Source organism: Pseudomonas sp. LBUM1673, assembly GCF_059695645.1.
In genome coordinates, this window is the sequence record NZ_CP166780.1 from 5,899,773 (window position 1) to 5,925,776 (window position 26,004).

Annotated in this window: 19 protein-coding genes and 2 pseudogenes; 12 read left to right on the forward strand and 9 right to left on the reverse strand. The window is 52.6% G+C overall.

Features of this window, described 5'->3' with window-relative positions:
* Positions 1-21: 21 nt before the first annotated feature.
* From ACA044_RS27025 to ACA044_RS27040, 4 genes are all read left to right on the forward strand, one after another.
* Entirely contained in the window at positions 22-2,910 is a 2,889-nt protein-coding gene (locus ACA044_RS27025; protein ID WP_497444042.1) for a sensor domain-containing protein, read from the forward strand.
* Between the two features lie 15 nt (positions 2,911-2,925).
* Positions 2,926-4,560, forward strand: a complete 1,635-nt coding sequence (locus tag ACA044_RS27030; protein ID WP_497444043.1) for a methyl-accepting chemotaxis protein — start codon at positions 2,926-2,928, stop codon at positions 4,558-4,560.
* A 471-nt stretch (positions 4,561-5,031) separates the two neighbouring features.
* Entirely contained in the window at positions 5,032-6,246 is a 1,215-nt protein-coding gene (locus ACA044_RS27035; RefSeq protein WP_497444044.1) for a tyrosine-type recombinase/integrase, read from the forward strand.
* A gap of 94 nt (positions 6,247-6,340) precedes the next feature.
* A complete protein-coding gene (locus ACA044_RS27040) occupies positions 6,341-7,069 on the forward strand; it encodes a hypothetical protein (protein ID WP_497444045.1) in 729 nt (242 codons plus the stop codon).
* Between the two features lie 76 nt (positions 7,070-7,145).
* On the opposite strand, the gene ACA044_RS27045 is transcribed toward ACA044_RS27040, so the two are convergent.
* Entirely contained in the window at positions 7,146-8,237 is a 1,092-nt protein-coding gene (locus ACA044_RS27045) for a YagK/YfjJ domain-containing protein (protein WP_497444046.1), read from the reverse strand.
* 326 nt (positions 8,238-8,563) lie between these two features.
* Complete coding sequence (locus tag ACA044_RS27050; protein WP_454834186.1) at positions 8,564-8,809, reverse strand: AlpA family phage regulatory protein; 246 nt, start codon at positions 8,807-8,809, stop codon at positions 8,564-8,566.
* Positions 8,810-9,095: 286 nt separating this feature from the next.
* Between ACA044_RS27050 and ACA044_RS27055 the strand changes: the two genes are divergently transcribed.
* A complete protein-coding gene (locus ACA044_RS27055; protein ID WP_497444047.1) occupies positions 9,096-9,425 on the forward strand; it encodes a hypothetical protein in 330 nt (109 codons plus the stop codon).
* 80 nt (positions 9,426-9,505) lie between these two features.
* Complete coding sequence (locus ACA044_RS27060; RefSeq protein ID WP_497444048.1) at positions 9,506-10,474, forward strand: DUF932 domain-containing protein; 969 nt, start codon at positions 9,506-9,508, stop codon at positions 10,472-10,474.
* A gap of 66 nt (positions 10,475-10,540) precedes the next feature.
* Here ACA044_RS27060 and ACA044_RS27065 read toward each other — a convergent pair whose 3' ends face one another.
* Positions 10,541-10,786, reverse strand: coding sequence for a helix-turn-helix domain-containing protein (locus ACA044_RS27065; protein WP_454834183.1), 246 nt, complete (start codon positions 10,784-10,786; stop codon positions 10,541-10,543).
* A gap of 469 nt (positions 10,787-11,255) precedes the next feature.
* On the opposite strand from ACA044_RS27065, the gene ACA044_RS27070 reads away from it, so the two are divergent.
* The 3 genes from ACA044_RS27070 to ACA044_RS27080 all read left to right on the forward strand — a co-directional run bounded on the left by ACA044_RS27070 (position 11,256) and on the right by ACA044_RS27080 (position 13,705).
* Complete coding sequence (locus ACA044_RS27070; RefSeq protein WP_497447322.1) at positions 11,256-11,597, forward strand: DapH/DapD/GlmU-related protein; 342 nt, start codon at positions 11,256-11,258, stop codon at positions 11,595-11,597.
* A gap of 201 nt (positions 11,598-11,798) precedes the next feature.
* Positions 11,799-12,791: a toxin-antitoxin system YwqK family antitoxin gene (locus ACA044_RS27075; RefSeq protein WP_497444049.1), complete on the forward strand. Its 993-nt coding sequence runs from the start codon at positions 11,799-11,801 to the stop codon at positions 12,789-12,791.
* 260 nt (positions 12,792-13,051) lie between these two features.
* Complete coding sequence (locus ACA044_RS27080) at positions 13,052-13,705, forward strand: formyltransferase family protein (RefSeq protein ID WP_497444050.1); 654 nt, start codon at positions 13,052-13,054, stop codon at positions 13,703-13,705.
* A gap of 630 nt (positions 13,706-14,335) precedes the next feature.
* Here the strand turns inward: ACA044_RS27080 and ACA044_RS27085 are convergent.
* From ACA044_RS27085 to ACA044_RS27095, 3 genes and pseudogenes are all read right to left on the reverse strand, one after another.
* The gene (locus tag ACA044_RS27085; RefSeq protein ID WP_497444051.1) at positions 14,336-15,394 is read right to left on the reverse strand and encodes a chemotaxis protein CheW; all 1,059 of its coding nucleotides are present in this window, start codon (positions 15,392-15,394) and stop codon (positions 14,336-14,338) included.
* A gap of 266 nt (positions 15,395-15,660) precedes the next feature.
* On the reverse strand, positions 15,661-16,524 hold the full coding sequence (locus tag ACA044_RS27090; RefSeq protein ID WP_497447323.1) for a methyl-accepting chemotaxis protein: 864 nt from the start codon (positions 16,522-16,524) through the stop codon (positions 15,661-15,663).
* A gap of 42 nt (positions 16,525-16,566) precedes the next feature.
* Positions 16,567-17,586: pseudogene (locus ACA044_RS27095) on the reverse strand (methyl-accepting chemotaxis protein); the annotation flags it as partial.
* A 182-nt stretch (positions 17,587-17,768) separates the two neighbouring features.
* Here ACA044_RS27095 and ACA044_RS27100 point away from each other — a divergent pair.
* Together ACA044_RS27100 and ACA044_RS27105 are read left to right on the forward strand one after the other, a co-directional pair.
* A pseudogene (locus tag ACA044_RS27100) lies at positions 17,769-18,147 on the forward strand (DUF932 domain-containing protein); the annotation flags it as partial.
* A 132-nt stretch (positions 18,148-18,279) separates the two neighbouring features.
* Positions 18,280-18,777, forward strand: a complete 498-nt coding sequence (locus ACA044_RS27105; protein WP_497444052.1) for a JAB domain-containing protein — start codon at positions 18,280-18,282, stop codon at positions 18,775-18,777.
* Between the two features lie 446 nt (positions 18,778-19,223).
* Here the strand turns inward: ACA044_RS27105 and ACA044_RS27110 are convergent, their stop codons facing one another.
* Together ACA044_RS27110 and ACA044_RS27115 are read right to left on the reverse strand one after the other, a co-directional pair.
* Positions 19,224-21,956 (reverse strand): DEAD/DEAH box helicase, encoded by a 2,733-nt coding sequence (locus tag ACA044_RS27110; RefSeq protein ID WP_497444053.1) that lies wholly within the window; start codon positions 21,954-21,956, stop codon positions 19,224-19,226.
* Between the two features lies 1 nt (position 21,957).
* Positions 21,958-23,841: a site-specific DNA-methyltransferase gene (locus ACA044_RS27115; RefSeq protein WP_497444054.1), complete on the reverse strand. Its 1,884-nt coding sequence runs from the start codon at positions 23,839-23,841 to the stop codon at positions 21,958-21,960.
* Positions 23,842-24,638: 797 nt separating this feature from the next.
* Between ACA044_RS27115 and ACA044_RS27120 the strand changes: the two genes are divergently transcribed.
* Positions 24,639-25,046, forward strand: coding sequence for a DUF3224 domain-containing protein (locus ACA044_RS27120; protein WP_497444055.1), 408 nt, complete (start codon positions 24,639-24,641; stop codon positions 25,044-25,046).
* Positions 25,047-25,185: 139 nt separating this feature from the next.
* Here ACA044_RS27120 and ACA044_RS27125 read toward each other — a convergent pair whose 3' ends face one another.
* Positions 25,186-26,001, reverse strand: a complete 816-nt coding sequence (locus tag ACA044_RS27125; RefSeq protein WP_497444056.1) for a YfaP family protein — start codon at positions 25,999-26,001, stop codon at positions 25,186-25,188.
* Positions 26,002-26,004 lie beyond the last annotated feature (3 nt).

Below are 26,004 nucleotides of genomic sequence, written 5' to 3' on the forward strand. Positions count from 1 at the left end.
CGGCAAAACAAGGTGGCGAACATGAACGAAAAGCTACCTCTCCCCACCCCGCTCGACGGCATCCCGCCCGCCGAGCAAGCGGCTACCTGCGCCCGGCTCTATCATGAGGCATTCGAGAACAATCCGGATTGCCTGGCTTTTTACGAACTCGGCGACGACAATCGCTTACGCATCCACGAAGCCAATCCGGCGTTTGAATGGCTGCTCGGCCTGGACAGAGCTGAACTGCTCGGACGGTACCTGGATGAGTTGTTGCCTGAGACCATCGCCCGCCAGATAACGGCCGACAGCCACACCTGCGTCGCTACCGGCATGCCGTTCAACACCGAGTACGAACTCGACCTGGCCATCGGCCGCCGTTACTTCCTGCACAGCCTGGTCCCCCTGCGCGATGGGGCCGGGGGGATTGCGCGTCTCCTGCACATCACGCGCGACGTCACGGCGAGCAAGCGCTATGAACGGCAACTGCTGAGCGACAAGTTGGCATTCCGCACCTTGGCGGAGCATACCCCTGACACCATCGCTCGCTACGACCGCAACCTCCTGCGTACCTATGCCAATCCCGCATTTGCGCGCATGACCGGGTTCTCCACGAAGGACTTACTCGGCAAGAAACCCAGCCACGTTACCAACACCCCCGAGATACTCGCCTACGAAGCAACGCTGCTGGAGGTGCTGCGCAGCGGTCAGCCCGACGAATACGAACTGGCTTGGCCTGGTGCCGACGGCGGTCTGATCACCAGTCACATCCGCATCGTCCCGGAGCGAGTGGCCGGCGGCGAGGTGGTCAGTGTGCTGGCCGTGGGCCGCGATATCACCCAACTGCGTCGCACCGAGCAGGAACTGCGGATCAGGGAACAGGAGTTCCGCACCCTGGTGGAAAACTCGCCGGACGTCATCGTGCGCTACGACCGAGAAGGCCGGCGTGTCTACATCAACCCCGCCTACGAGCGGTTATACGGCATTCCGACCGACGAGATCATGGGCACGCCCATTACCCACAGAAGCCCTCTGCCGGCAGAGGTGACGAGGCGCTATCACCAGGGCATCCTGAACATCCTGCATAGCGCCCAGCCCATTGCAGTGGAGGCTACCTGGACCAAGGCCAACGGCGAGCAGATCGTCCAGCATGTCCGGGCGGTGCCCGAATTCGACCAGCACGGCCAGGTCGCCAGCGTGCTCACCATCGCCCGCGACATCTCCGCTCTCAAGGTAACCGAACGGCGTCTCGAACAGGCCGAGGCCATGGCCCGCCTCGGCCACTGGCAGCTGGATAATCGACTCGGCACCTTGCGGCTGTCGGCGGAACTCTGTCGCATGGTCGACAAGCCTCGCGATTGGTCTCCGACCCAGAAGGAAGTCCTCGCCATGCTCGTGTTCAAGGATCGTGGGCGGGTCCTCGATCGTATCTGCCAAGCCTGCTCCGAGCGCCACACATCCTTGGCGCTGGAGTACTGCATCGCGGTGGGCGAGCAGTATCTGCATCTACATTCCGAGCTGAGCATCGAATACGCGGCCGATGGCACGCCCCTGCAAATGCTCGGTACCGTCCAGGACATCAGTGAACTGAAAGCCTATCAGCAGCGAATGCATGCTCTGGCCTTCTATGACGCGCTGACCGAACTGCCCAACCGCGAACTGTTCAAAGAGCGCCTGCAGCAAGCGTTGCTCCAGGCCGGACGCAGCGGCCGTCAGGTCGCGGTGGCGATTCTCGACCTCGATAACTTCAAGGTGGTAAACGATACTCTGGGCCACGGGGCAGGCGATGAGTTGTTGCGGGAAGCCGCCAAGCGCTTGCGGCGTTTCGTGTGCAGCAACGATACCGTGGCGCGCCTCGGAGGTGACGAGTTCGCCCTGGTTCTTACCCGGTTCAGCAACGCAATTGACTTGGACAACCGGGGCAAAAAAGTCCTGCAGGCCATTACGGGGATCTACCGGATCCAGGGCCGGGAAGTCTTCGTATCCGGCAGCCTCGGCATCGCCCGCAGCCCGACAGATGCCGACAACATCGACGAGCTCTTGCAGTACGCCGATTCGGCCATGTACCACGCCAAGGCGCGCGGACGGAACAATGTGCAGCTCTATACGCCGCGCCTGACCCAACAGACCACAGAGCGACTGGCCCTGGCGGCCAGTCTGCGTCATGCACAGCACAACGGCGAGCTGACGCTGCACTATCAGCCGCAGATCGACCTGGCCAGCGGGCGCCTGATCGGCGCCGAAGCCCTGTTGCGCTGGAACCATCCGCAGTATGGGCAGGTGCCTCCCGACAAATTCATTCCGATCGCCGAGGAAACCGGGTTGATCGTAGGCATCGGCGAATGGGTCCTGGAAAAGGCCTGCCGCTGTGCCGCCGCCTGGAACCGTGGCGACCGCTACCCGCCGCTGAAAATAGCCGTCAACCTGTCGCCGCGGCAGTTCCAGATGAACGACCTGCTCGCTTCAATCCGAGCCATCTTGCAGGACACCAGCTGCGAGCCGGGCTGGTTGGAGCTGGAAATCACCGAAGGCTTGCTGCTGGACAACAGCATCGCCGTGCGCGAGACCCTCGAACAGCTCAATGCCATGGGCCTTTCCATCGCCATCGACGATTTCGGTACCGGTTATTCGGCACTCGGCTACCTGAGTCGCTTCCCCATCGAAACCCTGAAGATCGACCGCTCCTTCATCCACGACATCGAACACAACTGCGACAGCGCCGAACTGGTCAAGGCGATCATCTCCATGGCCCACAGCCTGCGCTTGTCGCTGGTAGCCGAAGGCGTCGAAGAAGCCTCCCAGCAAGCGTTCCTGCAATGCTACGGCTGCCACAGCGCACAGGGCTGGCTGTATGGCAAACCCATGCTGCAGGAGGATTTCGAAAACCTGCTGCTATTCCAGGCCAATAAAACAGCCCCCATCACCATATGAGAGTCGAACACTCAGATGAAAAGCCTTCGCAATATGCCCATTAACCGCCGGCTGTGGATCGTGCTCTTGCTTGCCATGACTATGCTCCTTGCACTCAGCCTTTTGATGTTGCGCGAGATCTACACGGAGGAACACGCAGCCAAGGCAGGTAAGACCCGGGAGGTGGTTGAAACCACTATGGGCATCCTCAAGCATTACCAAGGGTTGGAAAAAACCGGCGCACTGAGCCGTGAAGACGCACAGAAACAAGCCATCGCGATGGTCCGCGAATTGCGGTACGACGGGGATAACTACTTGTGGATCAACGATCTCAGGCCGAAGATGCTCATGCATCCGACCAACCCCAAGCTCGACGGCCAGGACCTCTCCGGCTTCAAGGACCCGGATGGTAAGGCACTGTTCATGGACATGGTGGCCGTCGCAAAGAGCCAGGGCGGCGGCCTGGTGGGCTACCGCTGGCCTAAACCAGGCTCCAGCGAGCCAGTGGAAAAAATCTCTTACGTCGAACTGTTCCAGCCTTGGGAATGGGTACTCGGTTCAGGCACCTACATTGACGACGTGCAAGCCGCGTTCCGTGCACAGATTTGGAAAGCTGCCGGTGTGCTCCTGGCCATAGGCCTGCTACTGAGCACCTTGGTGATACTCATCAGCAAGAGTATTACCCGACCGTTGAACGAGGCGGTGCGAGCCATGGCTGACATAGCCAGCGGGGACGGCGACCTCACGCGCCAACTGGACGCCCAGGGCCATGATGAACTGGCCGCACTGGCAGGCCATTTCAACGGCTTCACCGAGAAATTGCGCCATGTGATCGGCCAATCGTTGCAAGCCGCCAAGGCGCTGAACCAGGCATCCGCTGCGCTCGATGGCATCGCCAACCAAGGCCAGGGGCACAGCGAGCAGCAGTCACAGCAGATGGATCTGGTGGCCACAGCCATCAATGAGGTCACATACGGCGTTCAGGATGTGGCGAAAAATGCCGAACAGGCTGCCAGCGAAGTACGTAACGCCGATGAGCGCGCCCAGCAGGGACAAAGCAGCATTAGCCGTTGCTCGCGGCAGGTCGAGCAATTGTCCGGAACCATCCAGCAGGCCGTGGAGGTCATTCAGAACCTGGCGCAGGAAAGTACGCAGATCGGAAGCGTACTTGAAGTGATTCGCGCCATCGCAGAGCAGACCAACCTGCTCGCCCTCAACGCCGCCATCGAAGCGGCACGAGCAGGGGAGCAGGGTCGGGGCTTTGCCGTGGTGGCGGACGAAGTACGCATGCTGGCCCAGCGCACTCAACAGTCCACCACGGAGATTCAAGGCATGATCGAAACCCTGCAGCGTAACTCCGACGCCGCCGTCAAGGTGATCGACGAGAGCAGCCAGGGCTCGCAGCTGACCATCGAGCAGGCCAACCTGGCTAGCCAGAGTCTGGATCAAATCAGCCAATCCCTGCGTAACCTGACGAGTCTGAATGCCTCCATTGCCAGCGCTACCCTGCAACAATCGCACGTGGTCGAGGATATCAATCGAAATGTCACCCACGCCGCCGGCCTTGCGCAGGACAACGCCCAGGCCTCTGAGCGAACCAGCGCAGCCAGCCAGAATTTGCGGCAGCTAGCTGACCAACTGAATCGTCTACTGGGCCAATTCCGGGTTTAACGTATGCATTGACATTGATCTGGCTACAAATCTTAACCATATGGTCAATCGCTTTCGTATGTAGTCTCGGTAAGTGTCCGCCCATTACACCTTGCGTAAACCCCGATGACACACAACTCTGCCCTCCTCCCACCTGGGCATCGACGCGCGGGGTGATAATCTGGTAGCCGAGCAGATGCTTACGGAATATGAGCAAAAGATGTATTACGTACAGCCTTAATGGAGGGACAAAAATATCGACCTCGAAAATAGCCAGTAAAACCAGCAAGAGCTAACCAATAACGCCGGCCACCAGCCAGCTTTTTTATTGTCCGAAATAATCCTATCCCATTCGAGAATCCACCTGATAGCCTAGCTATTCTGGTGGCTTCAGGCATCCTCCTGTCTGATGACGTTCAACGCCATTTGACCTCATCCGACGATGAAGTGGGGGGACAGATAGGGGGACAAAAAGGACAACAGGGGAAATCAATGGGTAAGCTGAATCCGAAACAAGTCGAAAACCTGACCGAACCCGGCACCTATGAAGATGGTGATGGTCTTCGCTTGGTCGTCAAACCAACCGGGCGTAAGTCCTGGCTACTTCGCTTCCAGCTGGCAGGCCGTCGCAGAGAGATGGGCTTGGGCTCATTCCCTGAAGTAGGTCTCAAGAAAGCCAGACAAGAAGCCAGTGCCAAACGAAGCCTGTTGAGCGACGGTGTAGATCCTCTAGCCGCTCGCGACATCGAACGTGCAGCCCAACGCGAAGCACAGCGAACCAGCGAGGCGAAACAGCTGAAGTTCGAGACGCTTGCGAGAGACTACTGCGAAGCGCACGGGGGCACCTGGTCAGAGAAGTGGCGTAAAGGCTGGTTGCGGAAGCTGGAGCTGTATGGGTTTGACCACATCGGCAAGCTGTCAGCCGAGGAGATCGGCACTCCCCAGGTGCTCAAGGTACTGCAACCGATCTGGGCCACCAAAACCAGAACCGCCGACGAGGTACGCGGGCAAATTGAACAGGTTCTGGACGCCGCCAAGGCACGCAACCTTCGGGGGGGCGAAAACCCTGCTCGTTGGCGCGGGCACTTAGAGAACCTTTTGAGTCGTGCCGAAAAGAAGAAGGCTCGAAAGCGCGAGCACTTTGAAGCCTTACGCTGGCAGGACGTCCCAGCCTTGATGACAAGCCTCAGCGCAAACAACACACTGGCGTCGTTGGCTGCTCAGTTGCTAATAATGACCAGCGCACGCGCCCACATGGTGCGGTTCGCTTGTTGGGATGAGTTTGATTTGGACGCTTGCACTTGGTCTCTGCCTGATGAGCGAATGAAAATGCGAGTAGCTTTTGTAATCCCGCTTGCCGAGCAAGTCGTGAAGCTGGTGAAGAGCATTCCGCGAGGTGAAAGAAGCGCCTTTTTATTTCCAGGTCAGGGCAAGACAGGGGTAATGCATGCAAACGCCATACGCACGCTCCTGCATGGCATGGGATACAAGCAGATCACTCGACACGGGTTTCGTTCTTCATTTCGTGATTGGGCAGGTGAATGTACCCATTATCCACGCGAGGTTTGTGAGATGGCACTCGCGCATGATGAACGAGACCAAACTGAAGGGGCATACTCTCGTACTGACTTTCTCGATAAACGGCGCGACCTAATGAACGATTGGAGTAAATTCATTTCACCCCCACCAACAGTCACCCAACGTTAAGCATGCGACCTTCCTATCAATATTTTTTTCTCCAGTCCGAAAAATGATGTATCGGAAAAATACGACTTAAAGGAATACCGTCAAGAGGTATGCGATGAAAGAAATGAAGCCTCCACTATTTACGCGAGCTCAACTCGCAACGCACACAAATGAACGCATAGGCAATACCACAATTGATGAAGCCATTGCTAGAAACCATGCGATACTTCAGCTCCATTTTTTCGAGCCGCCTACTAAGCCCGATGAATATATTAAGCTGTTAGACAATATCCGCTCTTGCACAAGCGATCCAGCGCTACAGGGTCAGCTAGAGGAGAACTGGAACAACGAAATCAACGAGGATGACGAAGAAACTACTACACTATTCCAGCATGTGAGATATGCATGCTTATATCTGGAACTGGCTAGAGCTGCCAATCAGACTAAAGCTAGCGACCGAGCCTGGGCTTTCAATAACTACGCCAGCTTAATGATTGGTGAAATTATAGAACAATCAGCGGTCATTCAAAACCGTATTGAAATTGAAAAGCGCTCAAAACGAAATAGTAAAAATGCCCAAGGACGAAACAAATCCATCTTGTTAGTCAAAGAGGAAGTTGCAAGACTGCTAGAGGAGATGAGACCAGAAGCAGGCTGGCCATATAAGGCAACAGTAGTTGCGGTGCTAGAGAGCCCTCTGACTGGGTTCATCGAAAACAATAATATCCTTGATATACAACCCTCAAACATTGAAAAATGGCTGAGAAAATGGTTGCTTGAAGATGAACTCGTGAATCGTGCTTGGGAGAAGAGCAAACGGACACAAGGAAATAATAAAATTTAGCTTACGCCCTAATCATGCTTTCAACATCGACCATACGGCCCTCAGTAGTACTGAGAGCCTTCAGCAGCGCCAAGCCCTAGGCCATGCATCCATTGATAGAGATTGCAGCCCTTGGCCTGCCACGAGGGTCTTTGGGGCTTGGGCTTAACCCTTTCCCCATACCACGACCTTCAGTTTGAAGTTTCATGTATAGATCCGTCTTGGTGAGGTAGACCACCGCGTTGCGCAACCCCTTGCGTAGCTGGGTATCAGTATGGTCGACCATGCCGATACCACAGCTCTTATAGGCAAGCTTACCCACGTTGCAGTTGAAATACAGACCTCGACCTTTCGTAACTATGCCCGTCCAATACTCACCAATCCGCTTGGCCAGAGTTATGTCTTCTCGAACCTTGGAGCCGTCAAAGAAAAACATCATATGATAATGGAAGCCTTTCTCCGGCCCGTGCTCCAGCTTCCAGATGTAGCCCACCATGTCATCAAACAGCTTGTTCGACCTCGCGTTTTCGAATAAACGCTCTCGATCTCGCTTAGCTTGAACCTGCGTTGTTTTGGAGTTCTCCTTCGAATAGGAAAGATCAACCCTCAACACGAGCAGTCTAGAATAGCGCTCAAACAACGCATCAGCGTACCCCGTGAGTTCCTTGTAGTTTTTATTACTCGACCGCTGATAGCTGTTGAGTTTTGATAGAAACTTCTCAGACTTGACCTCCTGGCGAATTTTATCCACACACTCGTTCAAGTGCGCCATGAGCTTGCGAGCATCACTAACGGGCATTTCAATTCGCCGTGACAAAGGGATCTGGTACAGACCAGATTCCGTGATGTGATTCACTGCCATTTCTATATACGGTTCAAATTTGTAAAGCGCATTAAATCGACTATCGTTAGGAATGTGAGCTTTTACTAGCTTGAGCAGGATATTGCCTGGAGCACTGCTCTCCAGGCATGCATTTTCAAACTCATCCACAACACAGACTTTAAAAGCTTCCCCTTCTGTGCTTATAAGCTTTCTGACCAACAACGATACGCTCTTCAGAGTACAGATTAATCCAGCATCCAAAGCACCTACTCGGCCTATGCCTTTCACATGCATATCGATCTTACTCACGAGCGCTGCATGGCGCTCATCATCACCACCTCTCACAAACACCTCATCATATTTCAAGACATTTAACCACCAATGACAACTGCTGATTGACTTGACTATTGATCAAGTCAATCCATTCCAATTTGGTATCTATAGGCACACCTCCTTCTCCACTAGATGAAAAAGCATTGATAATATTCGCTGAATAGTTACTAACTGCCAATTACTAATAACATATAAACCAGAAATATTAAGGCAAGCCGATCCCGATCAAAGCACTGCCAGTAGTGCACCTCACAATAAAAATATTAATTAAACTGTTATACGGAGTTAGTGTCCGAGCTCAGCACAAACTAAAAAATAGGGTTCTCAGCCTTTTCACCGGTGAAGAGGCAGCTCAATTATTAACGGACCTCCTTGGCAGACATGCGTAGCTCGATCCAGGTCGTGATTTCGGAGTCAATCCAGCCGATGGCTGCTGCCCCCAGCTTGATAGGTTTTGGAAACGTAGCGTCGTACCTCGGCGACTGGGTGTCCATGCGGTCATAGATCGTTGACCGCCCAAGGCCGATACGCTCGGTCAGTTGCTTAAGACGTAAAATCCTCGGGTAGAAAACAGTTTGTGTGTTTGTCACTTGCCTTCTCGTCATGTGTTTGGGAGTGACGCGACTTTAGGCCCCCCTCGCCCCAACAAGTAGGCTCCAGCGGCGAGTATTTTTTTCCTGAGCGTCGAGAGCACACTTTGACTCGGACTGAGCGAGTACGGCACCCAATAGGAACCAACTACGTATACGAGGAACTAACTCCGTATGGGCTTTGGCTAACAAACGCTGACCGTTCAGGGCGCGACGAGCCCCTGCCCTCACCACAAACGATATTGAAACTCATTTCATACCTATATCACGGCACTGAATATCCATCATGGAACACTAAACCATGTCATTTCAGTGCCCTTCCTGTAACTCTCAAAAAATTGCTTTCTACAGAACAGCCATGAAGATAGGTGCCGTTGTCGGCGCTGTCGGAGGCGCCGCACAAGGAGTAAGCACCGCGCTCGCTGCAAGCCAAACAGGCACTACTGTCGATGCTTTTGCCGGTCCGTTTGTCATCACCATCGGTACAGTCTCTAGCGCCATCCTCGGCGGACTAGCCGGAGGCGTAGGCGGTTGCATTATTGGTGCTCAACTTGGCGAAAAGCTTGATCGCCATGTGCTGGCCAATAACCTCTGCCTGGCCTGCGGGCACCACTTCAACCTCCCTACTTAATCAACCTCCCCCAATTGCCCCGGCTAGTGCTGCGCTCTGCGTAGCGCTTATGCCGTTCCATACCCAAAGGAATCATTCTCATGGCACATCTCATTGAACAAATGGCATACGTGGGTGATGCACCCTGGCACGGTCTTGGCTCCGCACTGTCACCGAAACAGCCTTTAGAAATCTGGCAACGTGAAGCTGGCATGAACTGGCAGATACAGGAAAGCCCGGTTCATTTTAAAGCGGATGCATCTGGTCACCTGGGGACAATTCACTCGTTCCCAGAACAAAAGGTACTGTATCGCTCCGACACCAAAGCTCCGTTATCGGTGGTCTCCAATCGCTACCAAGTGGTGCAGCCGCGTGAAGTTCTGGAGTTCTACCGAGACCTCACCGAGGTCTCAGGGTATGAGCTGGAAACCGCTGGCGTGTTGAAAGGTGGACGCAAGTTCTGGGCTCTTGCCAGAACGGGCCAAGCGACCACGCTGAAGGGGAATGATCAAGTGAATGGCTATCTGTTATTGGCAACCTCCTGCGATGGCACACTGGCCACCACAGCGACTCCAACAACCGTTCGCGTGGTCTGCAACAACACGCTGACTATCTCCCTGAACGGAGCCACCCGCGCCATCAAGGTTCCCCACAGCACGCGTTTTGATCCGCAAGCGGTAAAAAAGCAATTAGGCATCGCCGTCTCGCAATGGGACGAATTCATGTACCGAATGCGTGCCCTAGCTGAGCGCAAGATTCAGACGAAAGAGGCTCTCGGATTTTTTATGGAAGTGCTGTGCGATACCAGCGCCCATAGCCCAATTCCCAATGTACTGCCAAACAAGCGAGCGATGGAGAAGGTACAAAGCCTGTACGAAGGTAGAGGCCGAGGATCAGATTTGGAATCTACTCGCGGTACAGCATGGGGGTTGCTGAACGCTGTGACGGAGTATGTGGATCACGAACGACGCGCCCGCAGTTCGGAATACCGAATGGATTCGGCATGGTTTGGCCAAGGCGCGGTAATCAAACAGAAGGCACTTGATGCAGCTCTGCAACTCGCTGCCTGAGAGCACCGTCAGCCTTCTCAAAAGCGCCTGGCTTGCAGACTAGGCGTTTCTACTCCTGCATATTGCTCATAACCCTGCATCGAGAAGCAAATCGGAAGGCATGCATCCGATGGCTTTCGCTATACGCAAAATGTTCAAGAACGTGACATTCCGCTCTCCACGCTCAATTTTCCCCATATGTGATCGATCCACCCCAGCGGAGTCCGCCAAGGCTTCCTGAGACAAGCCTAGCGCCAAGCGCCGTGCTCGTACGGAGGCCCCTAACCGCTGGAGATCAAGGTCTTTGTCTAGGTGTGCAGATATTCTTCCCATGCCGCAAATCGTTACGCTATGATGCCTAATCGACCACGGTATTTACGACCCATTTCAGATTCGAGTCCTCATCTTAGGGCACTTTGATCTGCACCGTTAAACGGGATCGGAACTCAGGCCCCAGGGTGCAGGGGAATTGACAGAGATATTCTAAAAAAGGAATTACTATGAAAATTTATCTGTTAGAAGCAAAAAACCCAGAAACTATTCGTACGATTCATGCAGTGCTTCTCAGGACCCCAAACCTGGAGTTTGTATTTCTGGATGATGACGTAACTAAACATGGAACCTCTTTTACGGGTTCCCTATCGTAGGCGGTCTTGATCTAGCAGCTCAAATCAAAGAGCACGATGTAAAAATCGTAAACTTGATTAGCGACTCTCCTCATATTCGCCGTGAGAATACGAATAAAATCATTAAGGCGGGAGGCTCCCTAGACAATCTCATACATCCTGACATTGACTTAACCATGGTCAAGGTGGGCGTAGGTAATTATATTCAAGCTACTGCGATCTTACAGGCTGATGCAGCTATAGACGATAACACCAGCATTCATGCTGGCGCATTCGTCGGATATAGCTCTCAAATTGGCAATTCGGTAATTATTGCGCACGGAGCAACCATATCTAAACACTGTAGGATTGGCGACGAGTGCTTCATTGGCACTAACGCAACTATTCTGCCCTACGCAAACATCGGAAAGGGAGTCACCATCGGCGCGGGGACCGTTGTTAGTGGAGACATACCTGACTACTCCTGCGTATTAAGCAACCCCACGAGAATTATAAAAAGCAACAACGCCCCTTTATAAGAACCATCTCAATTTAAACAAAAATCAACCCCATGACAAAATTCTGTTTTTCTCCCGGACGACAAGTACCCTCAGCATTCTAGTACCTACATCTACCTAAGCATTATGAAAAACAACAAACCAAGGCGACCTGCCGCCCGAAAACCAACTTATTCCGTTTAACCAACCAACAAAACCCGAAAACCAGGAAAGCCAAACAAAATGAAACCTCTTTACTTACTTGCTATTTCGACAAGCCTTCTCGCCCTCGCCGGCTGCGGCTCCAGTGAACTTGACTTCAGAAACGCACAGTTTTCTAATGGCAAGATATACGCAAGCAACAATAATAAGCCGTTTACCGGATTCGTGACAAACCTGCCTGATCGTAATATTCGGACAGCCAATAGCTTTAATGAATTCCTTGTTAGCTACAATCAGACCATGACTAAATTTAAGACTGACGGAAACCTACTCTATGGACGAAACCTTATTTGCAACTCAGAAGTTAAGGACGGCTACCTGTCAGGCCAAACAACCTGCTACAAACCCAATACAACTATCAAACGCTACACAGCTCAGTATGACGCTGGCAACCTTGACGGGGAGGTAGAAGTTTACGCTTTAGATGGAGCCACCTTGTTAGCTAAAGCCGGTTTCAAGAATGACTTAAGGAACGGCAAGACTGAGATTTATGGTCCTCACACTGGCAAGCTGGTCGGTGAATACAGTTCTACTAATGGCAAAGCCGACGGAGATCAAACTTCTTGGGACGAAAACACCGGAAAAATGACTTATCACGTCACCACTAAAAACGGGGCCTACGTGGGTTCTATGAAGCTATGGACCCCCGAGGGTGTGCTCACTGCCGAAGTTCCATTTGTGGACGGAATGAAAACAGGATTAGTCAAGACATGGCATGAAAACGGTAGGCCTTTGAAGTTCGTCACGATGGTAGACGGCATAAGAGATGGCTCATCTCAAGAGTGGGACGAGGACGGCAACCTTACCAGCTCTGGCAACTACAAACGGGAAGCGTGGAATCCAGACGAAGTCCCCAAAGTAAATGCATCCACTCTGGTTTCCACCGAGGATAATTCCTGCGCCACCAAATGGATTGATGCCTTCCACAAGGAAAACGGCGAAGATTCCATGATCACCAACGACCAACTTGGCGAATGGGACCAATGGTGCGCAGAAGGAAAACTACCGAACTAGTTTACTCCACGCATGAAAACCCCAGAGAACTATCCCAACAAAATAAATAGTTCTCTGGTTTTTTCATGGACAACACACTCTAAAAAACGGCAATTATCTCTCTGCAATGATGCAATAGCGTCGAGTAACCAGCTTCATAACCAAGTGCAACACTTGATGTAAGGTGTCGCCATGCCAGCGAAGTAAACACACCTCAGCTCCGACAAATCGAGCCACACCGAAACTTCTCTCATTCGCAAACCAACCTAGAGACAAGCGCTATGAGCAACGAGCACGCAAAAATAGAGTCAGCGCAAGAACCGATGAGCCCGAGGCTTGTAAATACTGTATCAAACCGCAAGTCGAAAGTACTATTCCTTGGATATTCGGAAGGACAAACCAAGCTAATCGACGAGCTTATTAAGCTTAACTGTGAAGTTTGGCACACTGAAGAAGAAATCAAATCCACATCTAACTACGACCTAGTAATTAGTTACGGATACAGGCACATCCTTAAAAAAGACACCATAAAAAACTCTCCAATTCCTATCATCAACCTACACATCTCACATCTACCATGGAATCGCGGAGCCCACCCTAACTTCTGGTCTTTTTACGACTCAACTCCAAGCGGAGTGTCTATTCACCTGATAGATGAAGGTATAGATACTGGACCTATCATCTACCAAAAATATGTGAATTTCAGCACTAAAGAACAAACATTCGTTCAAACATACAAAAGACTAATACAAGAGATAGAACAGCTTTTTAAAGAGAACGCTGAAAACATCATAACAAAAAACTTTGTCGCCATACCGCAAAGAAGAAAAGGCTCTTATCATCGCACATCTGAGTTACCTAAAGATTTTAGCGGTTGGGATTCCGATATCCAAACCGAAGTAACTAGACTAGACAAAATTCTGCTAGCGAAGTAAGGAGGCTTTACATACTCCAGATTAACAGCAGAGAAATTGGCGACCGCCCTCCTCACATAATCGCAGAGTTGTCTGCTAACCATAGCGCTATCCCTTTTGTTGGGGGGCTTCTCTGGTTTTTTCATGTTTTTTTGGGGGGGGGGGAGATTAGTTTGGTCGCGGTAGGGATGGCAGTTACCTGCCACCCCCCGCACAGATCCGTACGTGCGGAACTACCGTATACGGCTCCTGCCTCAGGTACGTGACGCGAAGCGTTCCCCTGGGTAAGGATGAGCGGTTCTGGACCTTGGTATATAGAGGTCTGCTAGGCGTCCATATCGCGACCACTGAAGCCTGTTCCTCTGGCTACGTCGTTTGAGGGCTTGCCGCCATAAGCGGCAGACCGCAACTCGAAAACCATCAAGACGTAACAGGTTTCCCGGCACCGCATGGTAATTGAAGTATCCCGTGACCACCCGGGTAAGCCACTGACCCACGATTTGAACAGACTCGTGGCGTCGACGTTTCAGCTCATCCCGAATATGGGGCCTCAGTGGAGACGCATTGAATGTGCGTATCCCGCTCCGAGGTAATCTAGCGGGGCTCGAATGCTCAAAAGGAGGTATATGCTGATGATCTTGGGATGCTCCTCTACTCCAGCATGCGGGATGCAGAGTTCGGCTCAAAAAATGTACCCGCCAATAGTCCCTGGCTAATGTCGAGTAAGGAGATAGAGCGGTTGTCGATCCTGATTGTTCCGATGGTATAGCGGCTACGAATATCCACTTTCTGAACGAGTGGCGGCTCGATGCTCGACGGGGTGATGTTCAATATCTTGCAGATAGCATCCACCTTAACGCCGATCATTTGCCGATGCTCACCCCGGCTCACCACCAGAATGATGATGAGGGTACTTTGATTGACTTCGGTTGGTTTTCCACCGAAATGTCCACTCAGGTCGATCACCGGCACCACCGAACCACGTAGATTGATCGCTCTGCGGATCTTCCGCGACCTATCCGATTCAAGGATGAGCCTATTGGCTTCTACGATTTCTTTAACGGAGCAAATACTCACCGCGAACAATTCATCGCCTAGAAAAAAAGGAAGGTATCGTCTGGTTTGTGATGAGCTATCTACATGTCCCGTCTTCAGCGACGGTGCTATGTTGTAGCGATCAAAAGTCTGCGCTGCTACCTGCAGGCGCTGGGAAAGCTCGACCAGCTCGCGCATCTTGACCGCGACTTCGCTGAGGTCTTGTTCGCTATTGTCTGTCCCCGACACTTCGTGGGTGGACCCAGATGACAGCAAGTTGGTCTGATGGCTCGTTTCGCCCCTACCGGCGACGTTCTCTGTTGATATCGACCTATTGTTACCCTCTCTGCTATGTCCGGAAGGAAACGACAGGGCTGATGCAGTGGTTATATCCAGACCAGTTCCCAGCCTGATCTCCAGGATGGTTTTGCTGGCATTTTCTATATCGCTACGTATGCAACTGAGTCGCTCAACCACACTACGTTTGAGCTGCGCTTGCTCCTTGGGTTCTACCTCAACAGACCGTTCAATGGAGAAGCGAAGTCTGCACAAATAAATGCACAAGGTAGCGAGTATCATGATTCCAAAGAGAATGATTAATATCAGCGAAGTAGAGAGGTGATGCAGATTGACGAAGGATGCCTCATCCGGCACTACGCCGAGAGGTTGTTGCATTCGGGAGATGCTCATGTTGGATATTTTTTTGCTCAGATGTTGGACATGCCGAGATCATGTCCAAGTTGGTTTTCTCATTGCGAACGGTTCCTGCAGCAGTTAAAAGCCAGGCACTACCGCTTGCACAACCAGAGATCCAAGTCGGTAAGGCAGCCCGGATACGGCTGTCAGAAATTCGTTCGGTAATAGATCATTTCTACCATTGCATCACTGTTGACTAATCAGCTGACCGCTCCCGCTCAAAGCTTGGGAGCGATCTCGCTTCGTCAGACCTTGAAATGGCTGACCATCATCTGCAACTGATTGCCCAGCCGTGCCAATTCGACGCTGGAGGCAGCAGTTTCGTCGCTGGCGGCAGCGGTCTGTTCGGAGACGTCGCGCACGTTGATGATGCTACGACTGATCTCTTCGGCCACGGCGTTTTGTTGCTCGGCTGCGGCCGCGATCTGCTGATTCATCGATTGGATGTTCGATACGGTACGAGTGATGTTTCCCAGTGATACACCGGCCTTGCGAGTCAGCGCCACGCTGCTGTCGGTCAGGCTGCGGCTGTTGTTCATGATGCTGGCCACCTGCTCGGTACCGCTCTGCAAACCGGCGACCAGCCCTTCGATTTCCTCGGTGGACTTCTGGGTACGCTGGGCCAGGCCGCGAACTTCGTCGGCGACCACGGCGAAACCACGACCGGCCTCACCGGCACGAGCAGCTTCGATGGCGGCGTTGAGGGCCAACAGGTTGGTCTGTTCGGCCACGGCCTTGATCACGTCCATGACACTACCGATCTTGTTGCTTTCCTGCTGCAAGAGGGTCATGGCCTCAGTAGAACGCACTACTTCCGCAGCCAGGCGTTCGATCTGCACAATCGCTTCACTCACGACTTTGTCGCCTTCGCGAGCCTCGCCATCGGCCGTCGCGGCAGCTTGCGAGGCCTGATCGGCGTTGCGGGCGACTTCCTGCACGGTGGCGGTCATTTCGTGCATGGCAGTAGCGACCTGATCGGTCTCGACTTTCTGGTTGTTGACCCCGACGCTGGTTTGTTCGGTGACGGCCGACAGCTCTTCCGCAGCGCTGGCGATCTGTGTCACGCCGTCGCGAACACCACTGATGAGGTTGCGCAGGGTCTCGCCCATGTGCTGGATGCCTTGTTGCAGCGCGCCCAATTCATCGCGGCGGGTGACCACCAGGTTCTGGGTGAGGTCGCCGGCAGCAATGCGTTCGACGACGCCGAGGGTTTCGCGGATCGGACGGGTGATCTGGCGGGTGATGATGACGGCGGCCAGGATGCCAAACAGCAAGGCCAACAAGGTGCTGCCCAACTGCAGGGTGCGAGCCTTGGTGACTTCGCTGTCGCGGCTGTCCAGTTGCCACTGGTAAAGGGCGTCGCTGCGGGTCCACAACTCGAGCCCTAGGTCGACCAGTTCCTTACTTGCCAGGGCCACAGTACTGGCCGCCGTCTTGTACGACTGAAACGCGGTACGGTAATTATTCAGCGCACTTTCCAACTGACGCAGCTTGTCTGGCTGGGTGCCGCTGAAACGCTCGTTGAGTTGCGTCAGTCCGCTGACGACTTCATTCAGTTGGTTAACCGCTTTTTTCTCGGCTTCGGGATCGACGTTGGCAGCGTAGGTGTATCCGCGCACTTCATAGCGGGCCAGCAGGAGCGCTTCCTTGACCTTAGTGATGGCCTGGTACTGATCGAAGCGCTGATCGCTAAAAGGTATTTGGCGTAAGCTGATGTCGATGGCTGCGATCAGACCACCAGCCACTTCGGCGTTATCGCCTAGGGCTTGGCGTGCAGAGTTGGCTGTGCGGTAAGCATCGCGCATCTTGTTCAGCGATTGCTGGAAGTTGCCGATAATGGCCGCTTGTTCTTTGAGCAGCTTGACGTTTTCCGGGCTCTTGAAACTACCGATCAGTTTTTGCTGCTGGGCGATGAACGCATCCAGGTTGACCTGCACGTTCTGTGCTGCGGCTTCATCGCCTTTGGACAGTAGGTATTGCAGGCGGGCCACGCGTATTTTACTGAGCAGCGTGTTCAACTGGGTGACATCGCCCATTCGGTTGCTGCGCCACACCAGGCTGTCCACGCTGCTCCAGCCGGTCAGGGCCAGGATGGTGGTTAAGGCCAGAACCAAGCCGAACCCCAAGCACAGCTTGAGGTTGACGCTAATATTACCGAAAAATTTACTCATTCTATTCCTAGCAGGGCACTCTGCTCTTAGTGTTCAGGTAGCTCAATTCCTGCTCCTAGCGGTCAGGCTTTGATTTCTCGTAGCCTTTATCGACAGAATATTCACTTGCTGAAACGATTTTTCATTCTTTTTTCTTGCTTTTCTTGCGCTATTTTGGTGCGAATTTTTTGATAGTTACTTCTCTGGGCATTGCCGTCTCGCAATGGGACGAATTCATGTACCGGGTGCGCGCCCTCGCAGAACGCAAAGTTCAGACGAAAGAGGTCATCGGCTTCTTTATGGACGTGCTGTGCGACACCGGCGCGCATGACCCCATTCCCAATGTACTGCCCAACAAACGAGCTATGGAGAAGGTACAAAGCCTCTACGAAGGTAAAGGCCGAGGATCTGATTGGAGTCCGCTCGCGGAACAGCATGGGGCTTGCTGAATGCCGTGACTGAATATGTGGATCATGAAAAGCGTGCCAGGAGCTCTGAGTATCGAATGGATTCGGCATGTTTGGGCAAGGCGCAGTAATCAAACAGAAGGCACTCGATGCAGCCTTGCAACTCGTTGCATGAACCATCGAGCCACATCACTACCGAGAGCTCTCGCCTAAGGGGGCGCTCGGAATCATTTAATCCCAACCCACATTCCAGCAACTGCGCCACCTGCCCTCCAATGCTTTCACGCGTTCGGATAGGAACATCAGCATGAAATATCCAAAGCTCAAAGCCGGTGAAATGCCCGACACCTATGTCATGGAATCACCGGTCACTGAAGTCGACATCCTGCAGATGGCTCAACAACTCGCGATGTATCGTCTGTCTAAAGGACGGGCATTGACTGAGCGCCGACTCGTTTCCAGTCACCTACAAACGCTGCTGCAATTCCATGACTACAAAGTTTTTGCTTTGCTACTGCTCGATATCGAGCACCGACTTATTGGCTTCAGAGAACTATTCAGGGGCGCATTGGAAGTTGCCTGCGTGTCCCCTCGGGAGGTGATCAAGATCGCCCTGGAAGATAACGCAGCAGCCGTGATCCTAGTGCACAACCATCCTTCTAGCGACTTCGAGCCCAACCAAGCCGGTCGTGTACTGACCTCAACCCTCAAGAATGCTCTCAACATGATTGGTACCCAAACATTGGATCATGCGGTGGTGGAACGTGAGGGCTGCATATCACTTGCCGACCAAGGCTACCATTAACCCGAGGGGCTTAATCATCCTGTGCGACTGACTACCCTTGGCCAATGCTGGGGTGGTCTTCAGCACATGGGGCCTGCAGTTCACGTACATTTTTTTGTGTTCTCGGCGCTACAATGAGGAAAAGTGGAACAAATGCTTCGAAGGGATATGACCAGTGCATTTGAGTTACTTGGCCGGACATTTATGCAAAGTTGATCTTTTGATCCAGGCGAAAATTCCAATGGACATGAGTCGCATGAGCATTGAAAGATGCGTTATAGCGATTACCGCTACATAGACGAATTCGATTACATAGGCTGCTCCACTACTACCATCCAGCTATTCGAAATGGTGGATAGCTACCAACCACCCACCTTTTTAATCACTTACGAATAAACACCAGACCTCACTTAACACCAAACCAAATATAAGCGATAAATAATACTTCTAACGCAATATATCAGGCACTACAAAAGGCTGACTTGATCTGGTCTAGATGCACGCATCCAATCTAACAAGTTGGCCAGATCATCCAGATCAACGTCATTTCCTAGCGAACCGTCCTCCTTCACCCACTTCAACCGACTTTGATCTTTTGTCAAAAATAGAACCTTTCCATAAAATGCGGGTACGTGCTTAGCCTTTCGGGCTGCATCCTTACTGTCATGCTTGGTCTCAACCAAACGCAAGATTGGGGTATCTCCAGGGTAATGCGACAAGCACACAACAAAATCCGGGTAAAAATTATTACGGTGTTCTCCACGTACCAGTTTTACTGAATAAGGTTTACGATCTGGATTTCGATGCCACCACGCCACAAAATCACTGCGATCAAGTGCACGTGCAAAAGCTAACTCCTCCTTATTCAGTGCTGCAGTAGTATCGTATTGGCCGACTCGGTACGAACCATCATCTAACGACCAAGACTTGTCTTTCAGCAATACCCTATCATCAGCTAAAAGATGTTGCGTTAGTAGTGGTATCTCATCTTGCGTCGGAGGGAAAACACCATAAATATTACGACTAGACTTAACTAGTGGAAGTGCAGAAGCAAAAGCCATCGCGTCCGGCAATGGCTCTGCCATTATGGACTCAGCCTGTTGAGCGATCTCAGCGTACAGAGCTTCTGCTAACTTATCTGCCTGCTGCTTCGCTACCCAATTGGCGGCATCACGAGCCATGCGCTGCAAAATTGCATCTTCAGGCATTTGCTCTGAGTCGAAGTCCTCTAATTTCTCACGCAAAAGCGGTAACAACCGTGCTGCAAGCACCGACAAAATCTCACGAACATCCTCTTCTTCCACTTGTGGCAGTTTCGCTAATTCAGCGCGAGCCTCTTTCGCCAGAGCATTACGATCGGTCACGATAAGGACTTTTTCATCCTGAAACTTACCCGATGTTAATTCAGTCCGGCGCTCAGTGTCTTTTAACTGATTACGTGCAGCCTTAATAGCGTTATCCGCAAGTACAGAAGGAATTTCTAGTTTGGCTGCAACACCACGTGATAGTAATGACATATTACTGAACAAGGGTTTTTGCTCTGCTGGCAAGGCTGCCGGTAGCGTGGCAATATCCGTACGACGGGAGTACAGACGAATTTCGGACTGCGCCAGGCGCTTGATAAGATCTGCTTGTGTACGAGGTTGAGAGGGAGGAATCACACTTTTTTTATCTACCGCTACTTGAGCAACCCCTTGCCACTCATCTAACGGCTCATCATCTTCATCCAACACCGCGTCCGTGAACATATCGACTTGCGGACCCGCAGTAGCCAAGGGGACCGTTGGAGTTGCTGGGGACGCGACTACTTGAGCCACTTTTTTGAGCGACTGGCTCGTTTCATAACTCAGTGGGTATTGCGGTGTCTGCTTATTCGTTAATACAGTCGCACCGCTAGCAGTACGACGCTGCTGCAGTCTTTCAGTTTGACCTTCCAGCTGGCTCTGCACCAAGCTAGTTGCGTGAACTGCTTGTTCAAAACCACGCTGGGCGGTGGCATCTGCTAAATATACATACGCCGTATCAAATGATTCTGGCAAAGACGCTGCCTTATCCGGAAAAGCGTTACGCATAGCGAGTGCCACCCGCATCACGCGACCGATAAACTGCATTGCAAAGTCCGGATCGTTAACCGGTTTTGTAGAAGCTAAAACAAAAGCGCGCGGCGCATCAAAACCGGTACCGGCTGACTGTTTAAAGATCAGCACTTCTTTGGTGCTATCGTTGGCAATCGCCGCCATTAAGACAGGATCGGGGTCATCCGAAGAATGTTTTCCAATGGCGCCCGGCGGAACTTTACACAGTTTAATTAAGTCCTGCTCCGCCCCCTCCACTGTTTTATCACCATTTGCCACTTGAACCAGTAGTAACGGCGTAAGTGGGATACCAGCAGCGGCTAATTTTTGCTTGAGCTGTTGGTTACGCTTCCAGGCCTGACGTAACACAGTGCGTTTGAGGTCAGCTACTGTTTGCACCCCCTGAGCGAGGTCGTAAATCACCGCTTCTATATAGCGTTTATTCAAACGCGCAGCTACCACATCATCACGGCTAACAGAAAATGACTCAAAGTCTGATTTGCCTGCGCTATCCAGAAAATCCAACAAGCGCTGATCTTTTGGCGTAGCTGTTGCCATTAGCAAAAAATCCGGTCTCAACCATTGGGCGAACTTACCGAACTCTGTCGCTTTATCCAATGCGATATGTGCCTCGTCAACCACCATCCCAATGGCGTACTTACGCTCACGCGCCAAGGAGACCCACTCGGCTATGGTACGGGTGTCATCATCACTGTCAGCGTTATAACCTTTGATACGCCACTGAGCTCTGGCTACGGCCTGAGTAGTAGCGATCATCACTAGCCCCTCGTCCGGCTGCTGATTACGCCCCATAGCCAACGTAGTAGGCGTCAGATCACTAGCATTGCTCTTCAGAGCATCTAATGTCTGCGCCACTAGATTCACGAATGGTACGAACCAGAACCAAACCGTCGGAGTTTCAGCACTGACATCAGCCAGTACCCGCGCCAGCATAAAGGTCTTCCCTGACCCAGTTGGGGCACGTAACAGGCAGGGTGGCCGGCTTTCACGTAATAGAGTCTTAGTTATATTGCTTATTAAGGCGCTCTGAAACTGCTCAGGCTCCAGCAACGGACCTTGTGCTGTAGTAATCAGCGCTTGAATAGAAATCGCAGTTTCGGACATATCACGACACTCGTTGAGTAGTCTGGCCGCGCATCAGCGCATCCAGTAGGCTGTAACTGTTGACGGATTTGCCGCTGCGAGTCAGGTAATCTGCAACACTTTCTGGGCGTGTCGAGTACACCGCAAGGCGACGAGCGGGCCACGAGGCCAACCTTTCTAGAATTTCATCGTCAACATGCGTCAGCAGCAGTACCGCCAGCTCGCCGTCAAATGCAAGTTGCAGAATGGCATCATTAGCAAGATTGGTCGCAGCCGCTTGCCGATAACGCAACATCAACAACTGAGCTGCGTTAGCTGGACTACCATCAAACGGCACATCGGCAATGTCTAACTTGTCCAGCTGCAGATAGGAAAAACCGCCATCAAGCCCCGGTCGCTGACCATATCCTCCCATCACTCGGCGCATTCGTTCTGCGCACACGTCTCGGCAGAGATTTTTGGCAGGGTCTTTCGTCGTTGCCTCTGTGCTGGAGCAAAGGATGAAGCGACGCGCCCCCTCATCTTCTGCATTCAGCTCCATTACGGCATGGCCAGTAGTGCCAGAGCCCGCGAAAAAATCCAACACAATGTCGCCCGGACGCGTGGCTTGCGATAGCAAATTTTTGATCAGAGATAATGGTTTCGCATAGTTGAACGCACGGTCCCCAAATATTTCAGCCACTACCCGTGCGCCCTCCTGATTGGTTCCGGAAACAAACGTACCTTCCGCCTCGTAATCCCCCTCTTCAAAGGTAGGGACGATCCAGCTGGACAGCGGCTGGTTTTGATTGCGCAGGTCTGCTTTGTAACGTTTGAATTGCGGACGACCAAAGCCGACCTTGCAACCAACCCAATATTCTAAATTGGGTAAATCGCGACGCAGCAACGGTGTTTTTCCGCTTTTCGGCACATCCCCACGATCAATTGCGTCCAACAGTTCATCCATACTGTGCCAAGTTTCCACGCGCTGCTCGGTAGATGGAAACAGAATCTGACCTAACTCAATAAACTCATCCATGGATTTTGCTTGTAAGACCTGTCCATCTTTTAAGCGGTCACGAGAGGCATAAACCCAAACACGGTCTGGGTTAGGAGGATAAGCAATCCCCGACTTTGGATTGACGAGTGGGTAATAAAGGTTGGGGCGTTCACGATAGGAAAAACCCAAAGTCAAATCGCTGGTGCGCCAGTCCCCACGCGGGTCGTCATCCGGATTACTGTACATCTCGTAACTTTTAACAAAGCCCTTGAACGCGAAACCGGGGTTGCCATACACCAAAATATGTTCGTGATCGACTGACAGAAAGCACTGCTGGTCCGCATTCGAACCCTGTCGAGTACGCCAAGCGATTGTACCTAGCCGCCGTCCTGGCATTACTTCATCCATAAGTAGCTCCAACCGTGACCGGTTTTCGTCGTTGATCGATATCATGATCACGCCGTCCGGTGTCAAAAGGTCACGTGCGAGCGTCAAGCGACGATAGAGAAATTCCAGCCATTGCGAATGGCGAAACCTATCGTTAACTCCTACGAAATGGTCGTTGTAAACCCAATCTTTGTTGCCAGTGTTGTATGGTGGATCAATGTAAATGACACGAATTTTCCCGCGATGAGTAGCGCGCAGCAAACGTAAAGAGTCGAAATTATCACCCTCTATGATCAAATTTGCCGCTGAAGCTGGACTGTCCAGCGCATGCGAAAACTCGGGCACGAGGCGTGGTAACACAACATTCGCATTCAGCGCTTCATCACGCTCAATGGCATTGGATTCCCAGTTCAGGCCCAGTTTCTTCTGAGTGAGCTGTTCCACCAAAAGGCGGCGCATTTGCGCTAGCGTCATGTTGTCAAGGTGTGCCAGCAGGTTGTCCGATTTTGCGCTCATAAAGGCAGTCACATCTCTTTGCATATCTTCTTGCGCGGATTATCCGGGGTTAACAAGAGTACGTCACCCTGTTATCCACAGGTGGTCTGTTCTCATTGGATTTACTGCTATTGGACGGTTTTGCATGAGAACATGATGGATTCACAATCTGCTTGATTTAACCAAGCGCCCCCACCAGCCGGCCGTTCAGCTCAGCAAGGCCTAGGGAACGACACAACGTCCAAGGATAAGGGAAATGTAGCAGCGCTTCTCGCAGAACAAGAGTGGGGGGATAAATGGGGGGACAGAAACCAAGTCCATCATTAACTCTAGTAAAATATGACCATAACCAATAAATAACGCCGCCCACAAGCCGGCTTTTTAATGTCTTTTTGAAAGCTACTCCCCCTGAGAGCCCCGAAAGTGCGGAGCCGCTTTAGCGCTGCGTAGCGTCTCCATCCCCTCGTTCCAGGCATGCCGCATATGTTTGGCCACATCGCGCCAGGCTGGCTCGTTCCTTGCCGCTTCGATCACGTCCTTTCCCACCACGACAGCCGACTCGCATAGTTGCTCGACCATCGCGGCGTACTGACGTGGGGGAATACCTAAACGGCCATTAAAGAAGATTTCGAGGGTCCGTCCCGGCGTTCAGGTTTGCCGACCGCCGACGGATAGTCCTGGGGGGCTCGAAGCGAAACGTGGATAAGCCTGAGTGGTCACCAAGTCATAGACCAGCGTAAACGCTGCCGCATAGGTGGCAACTGGTATAAGTTAGGCAGAACGGGGTCCCCGACGCATCAGACCACCACATTCTCTTACTACGACGACAGAGCTAAATCCTCATGAAAACGACTGTTAGCTGCACGTTTCAGATAACTGGCTGGGACGAGAAGCCGTCCCAGGAACTTGAGGACACTCCGAAACTCTCACACGCCAAAGTCACGCAGTCCTATGCCGGCGCCATTGAGGGAACAAGTAGCGTCGAATACCTCATGTCTTATAGCGTTGATGGCACAGCTAGCTTTGTTGGTTTTGAGCGGATTTGCGGTGTGGTGGCAGGTAAAAGCGGAACATTTGTTGTTCAGCATTCGGGATCATTTTCCGAAGGTAAGGCGCGCAGCACTTGGAGTGTCGTGAAGGGTGCAGGCACGGGGGACCTGGTAAATCTTAGCGGTAATGGTAACTACGTTGCTGGCCATGGCGAGCCGGCACAAGTGTCATTTGAATACTCGTTTGAACCTGACAGCTAAAGTGTATTGGCTGGTCTTGAGAAAGTGCACGTTCTTCGATGAAGAATGAATCTAATATTGGTCAGCAGCCTGCTGACCAATCGGGCAGCAAGCCGCTGCCCAATTCAAACTGTCCAACAACCCGTTGGACAATTCCCCCTCACGGATAACTAAACCCCTTAACCAACGTCAACTCCCCCACCGCCCGCATCGGCACCAGAAACGTCTCCATCTTCTCATTCGGCGTCCCCTCCTCCGTAATCACCGTCACTTGCGCAGTCGTCAGCGGCTGAACCGCATCCTCCTGCCCTTCGTCATCACTGCGATACCCGCCCCCGAAGTAATTCACATACACCAGATACTGCCCCTTGATCGGTGCCGGCATGGCGAAGATTTCCGGACCGTAGCCGGTGGTGACGTCGACGTCGAGTGCGCCGCCGTTGGCCGCGACGCGGTCGCCGTACCAGATGTGGCCACCGTCAGGCGTGACGAGGTGCAGATCAAGGTCGGTGCCGTCGCTGTCCCAGGCCAGCAGCACTCGCAATTTGGCCGGGGTGGCGCCGCCGCTGGTGTTGAGGAATTGGGTGCGATGGCGTTGTTGGCCATCGGGGCTGCGGACTTCAACACTGTTGCTGCCGTTGGGGAATGAGAACGGGCGATCAAACCGCCCGGCGGGGTCGATCTTGAGCGGCATGCTGACGCCGTTGACGATGAGCTTGCCGGGCTCGTTGCCTTTGGGCGTCGCTTTGATTTGTCCGGTAATGCGAGCAGTGTTGGCCTGCCCCACCGGGGTGTTGACCGAGGAAGCCGGGTAGTTGACGGTCTGGCGGAAATTTTCACCTTCGCCCTCAACAGCGCCAGTGCGCCAGCCGCCAACCGGAGTATCTAGTTTGACGCCGTTATCGGCCGCGAACGTTGTTGGCAACACGCAAAAGGAGCAAAGGAACAGGAAGACCTGTGGGTAACGGAGTTTCATGGC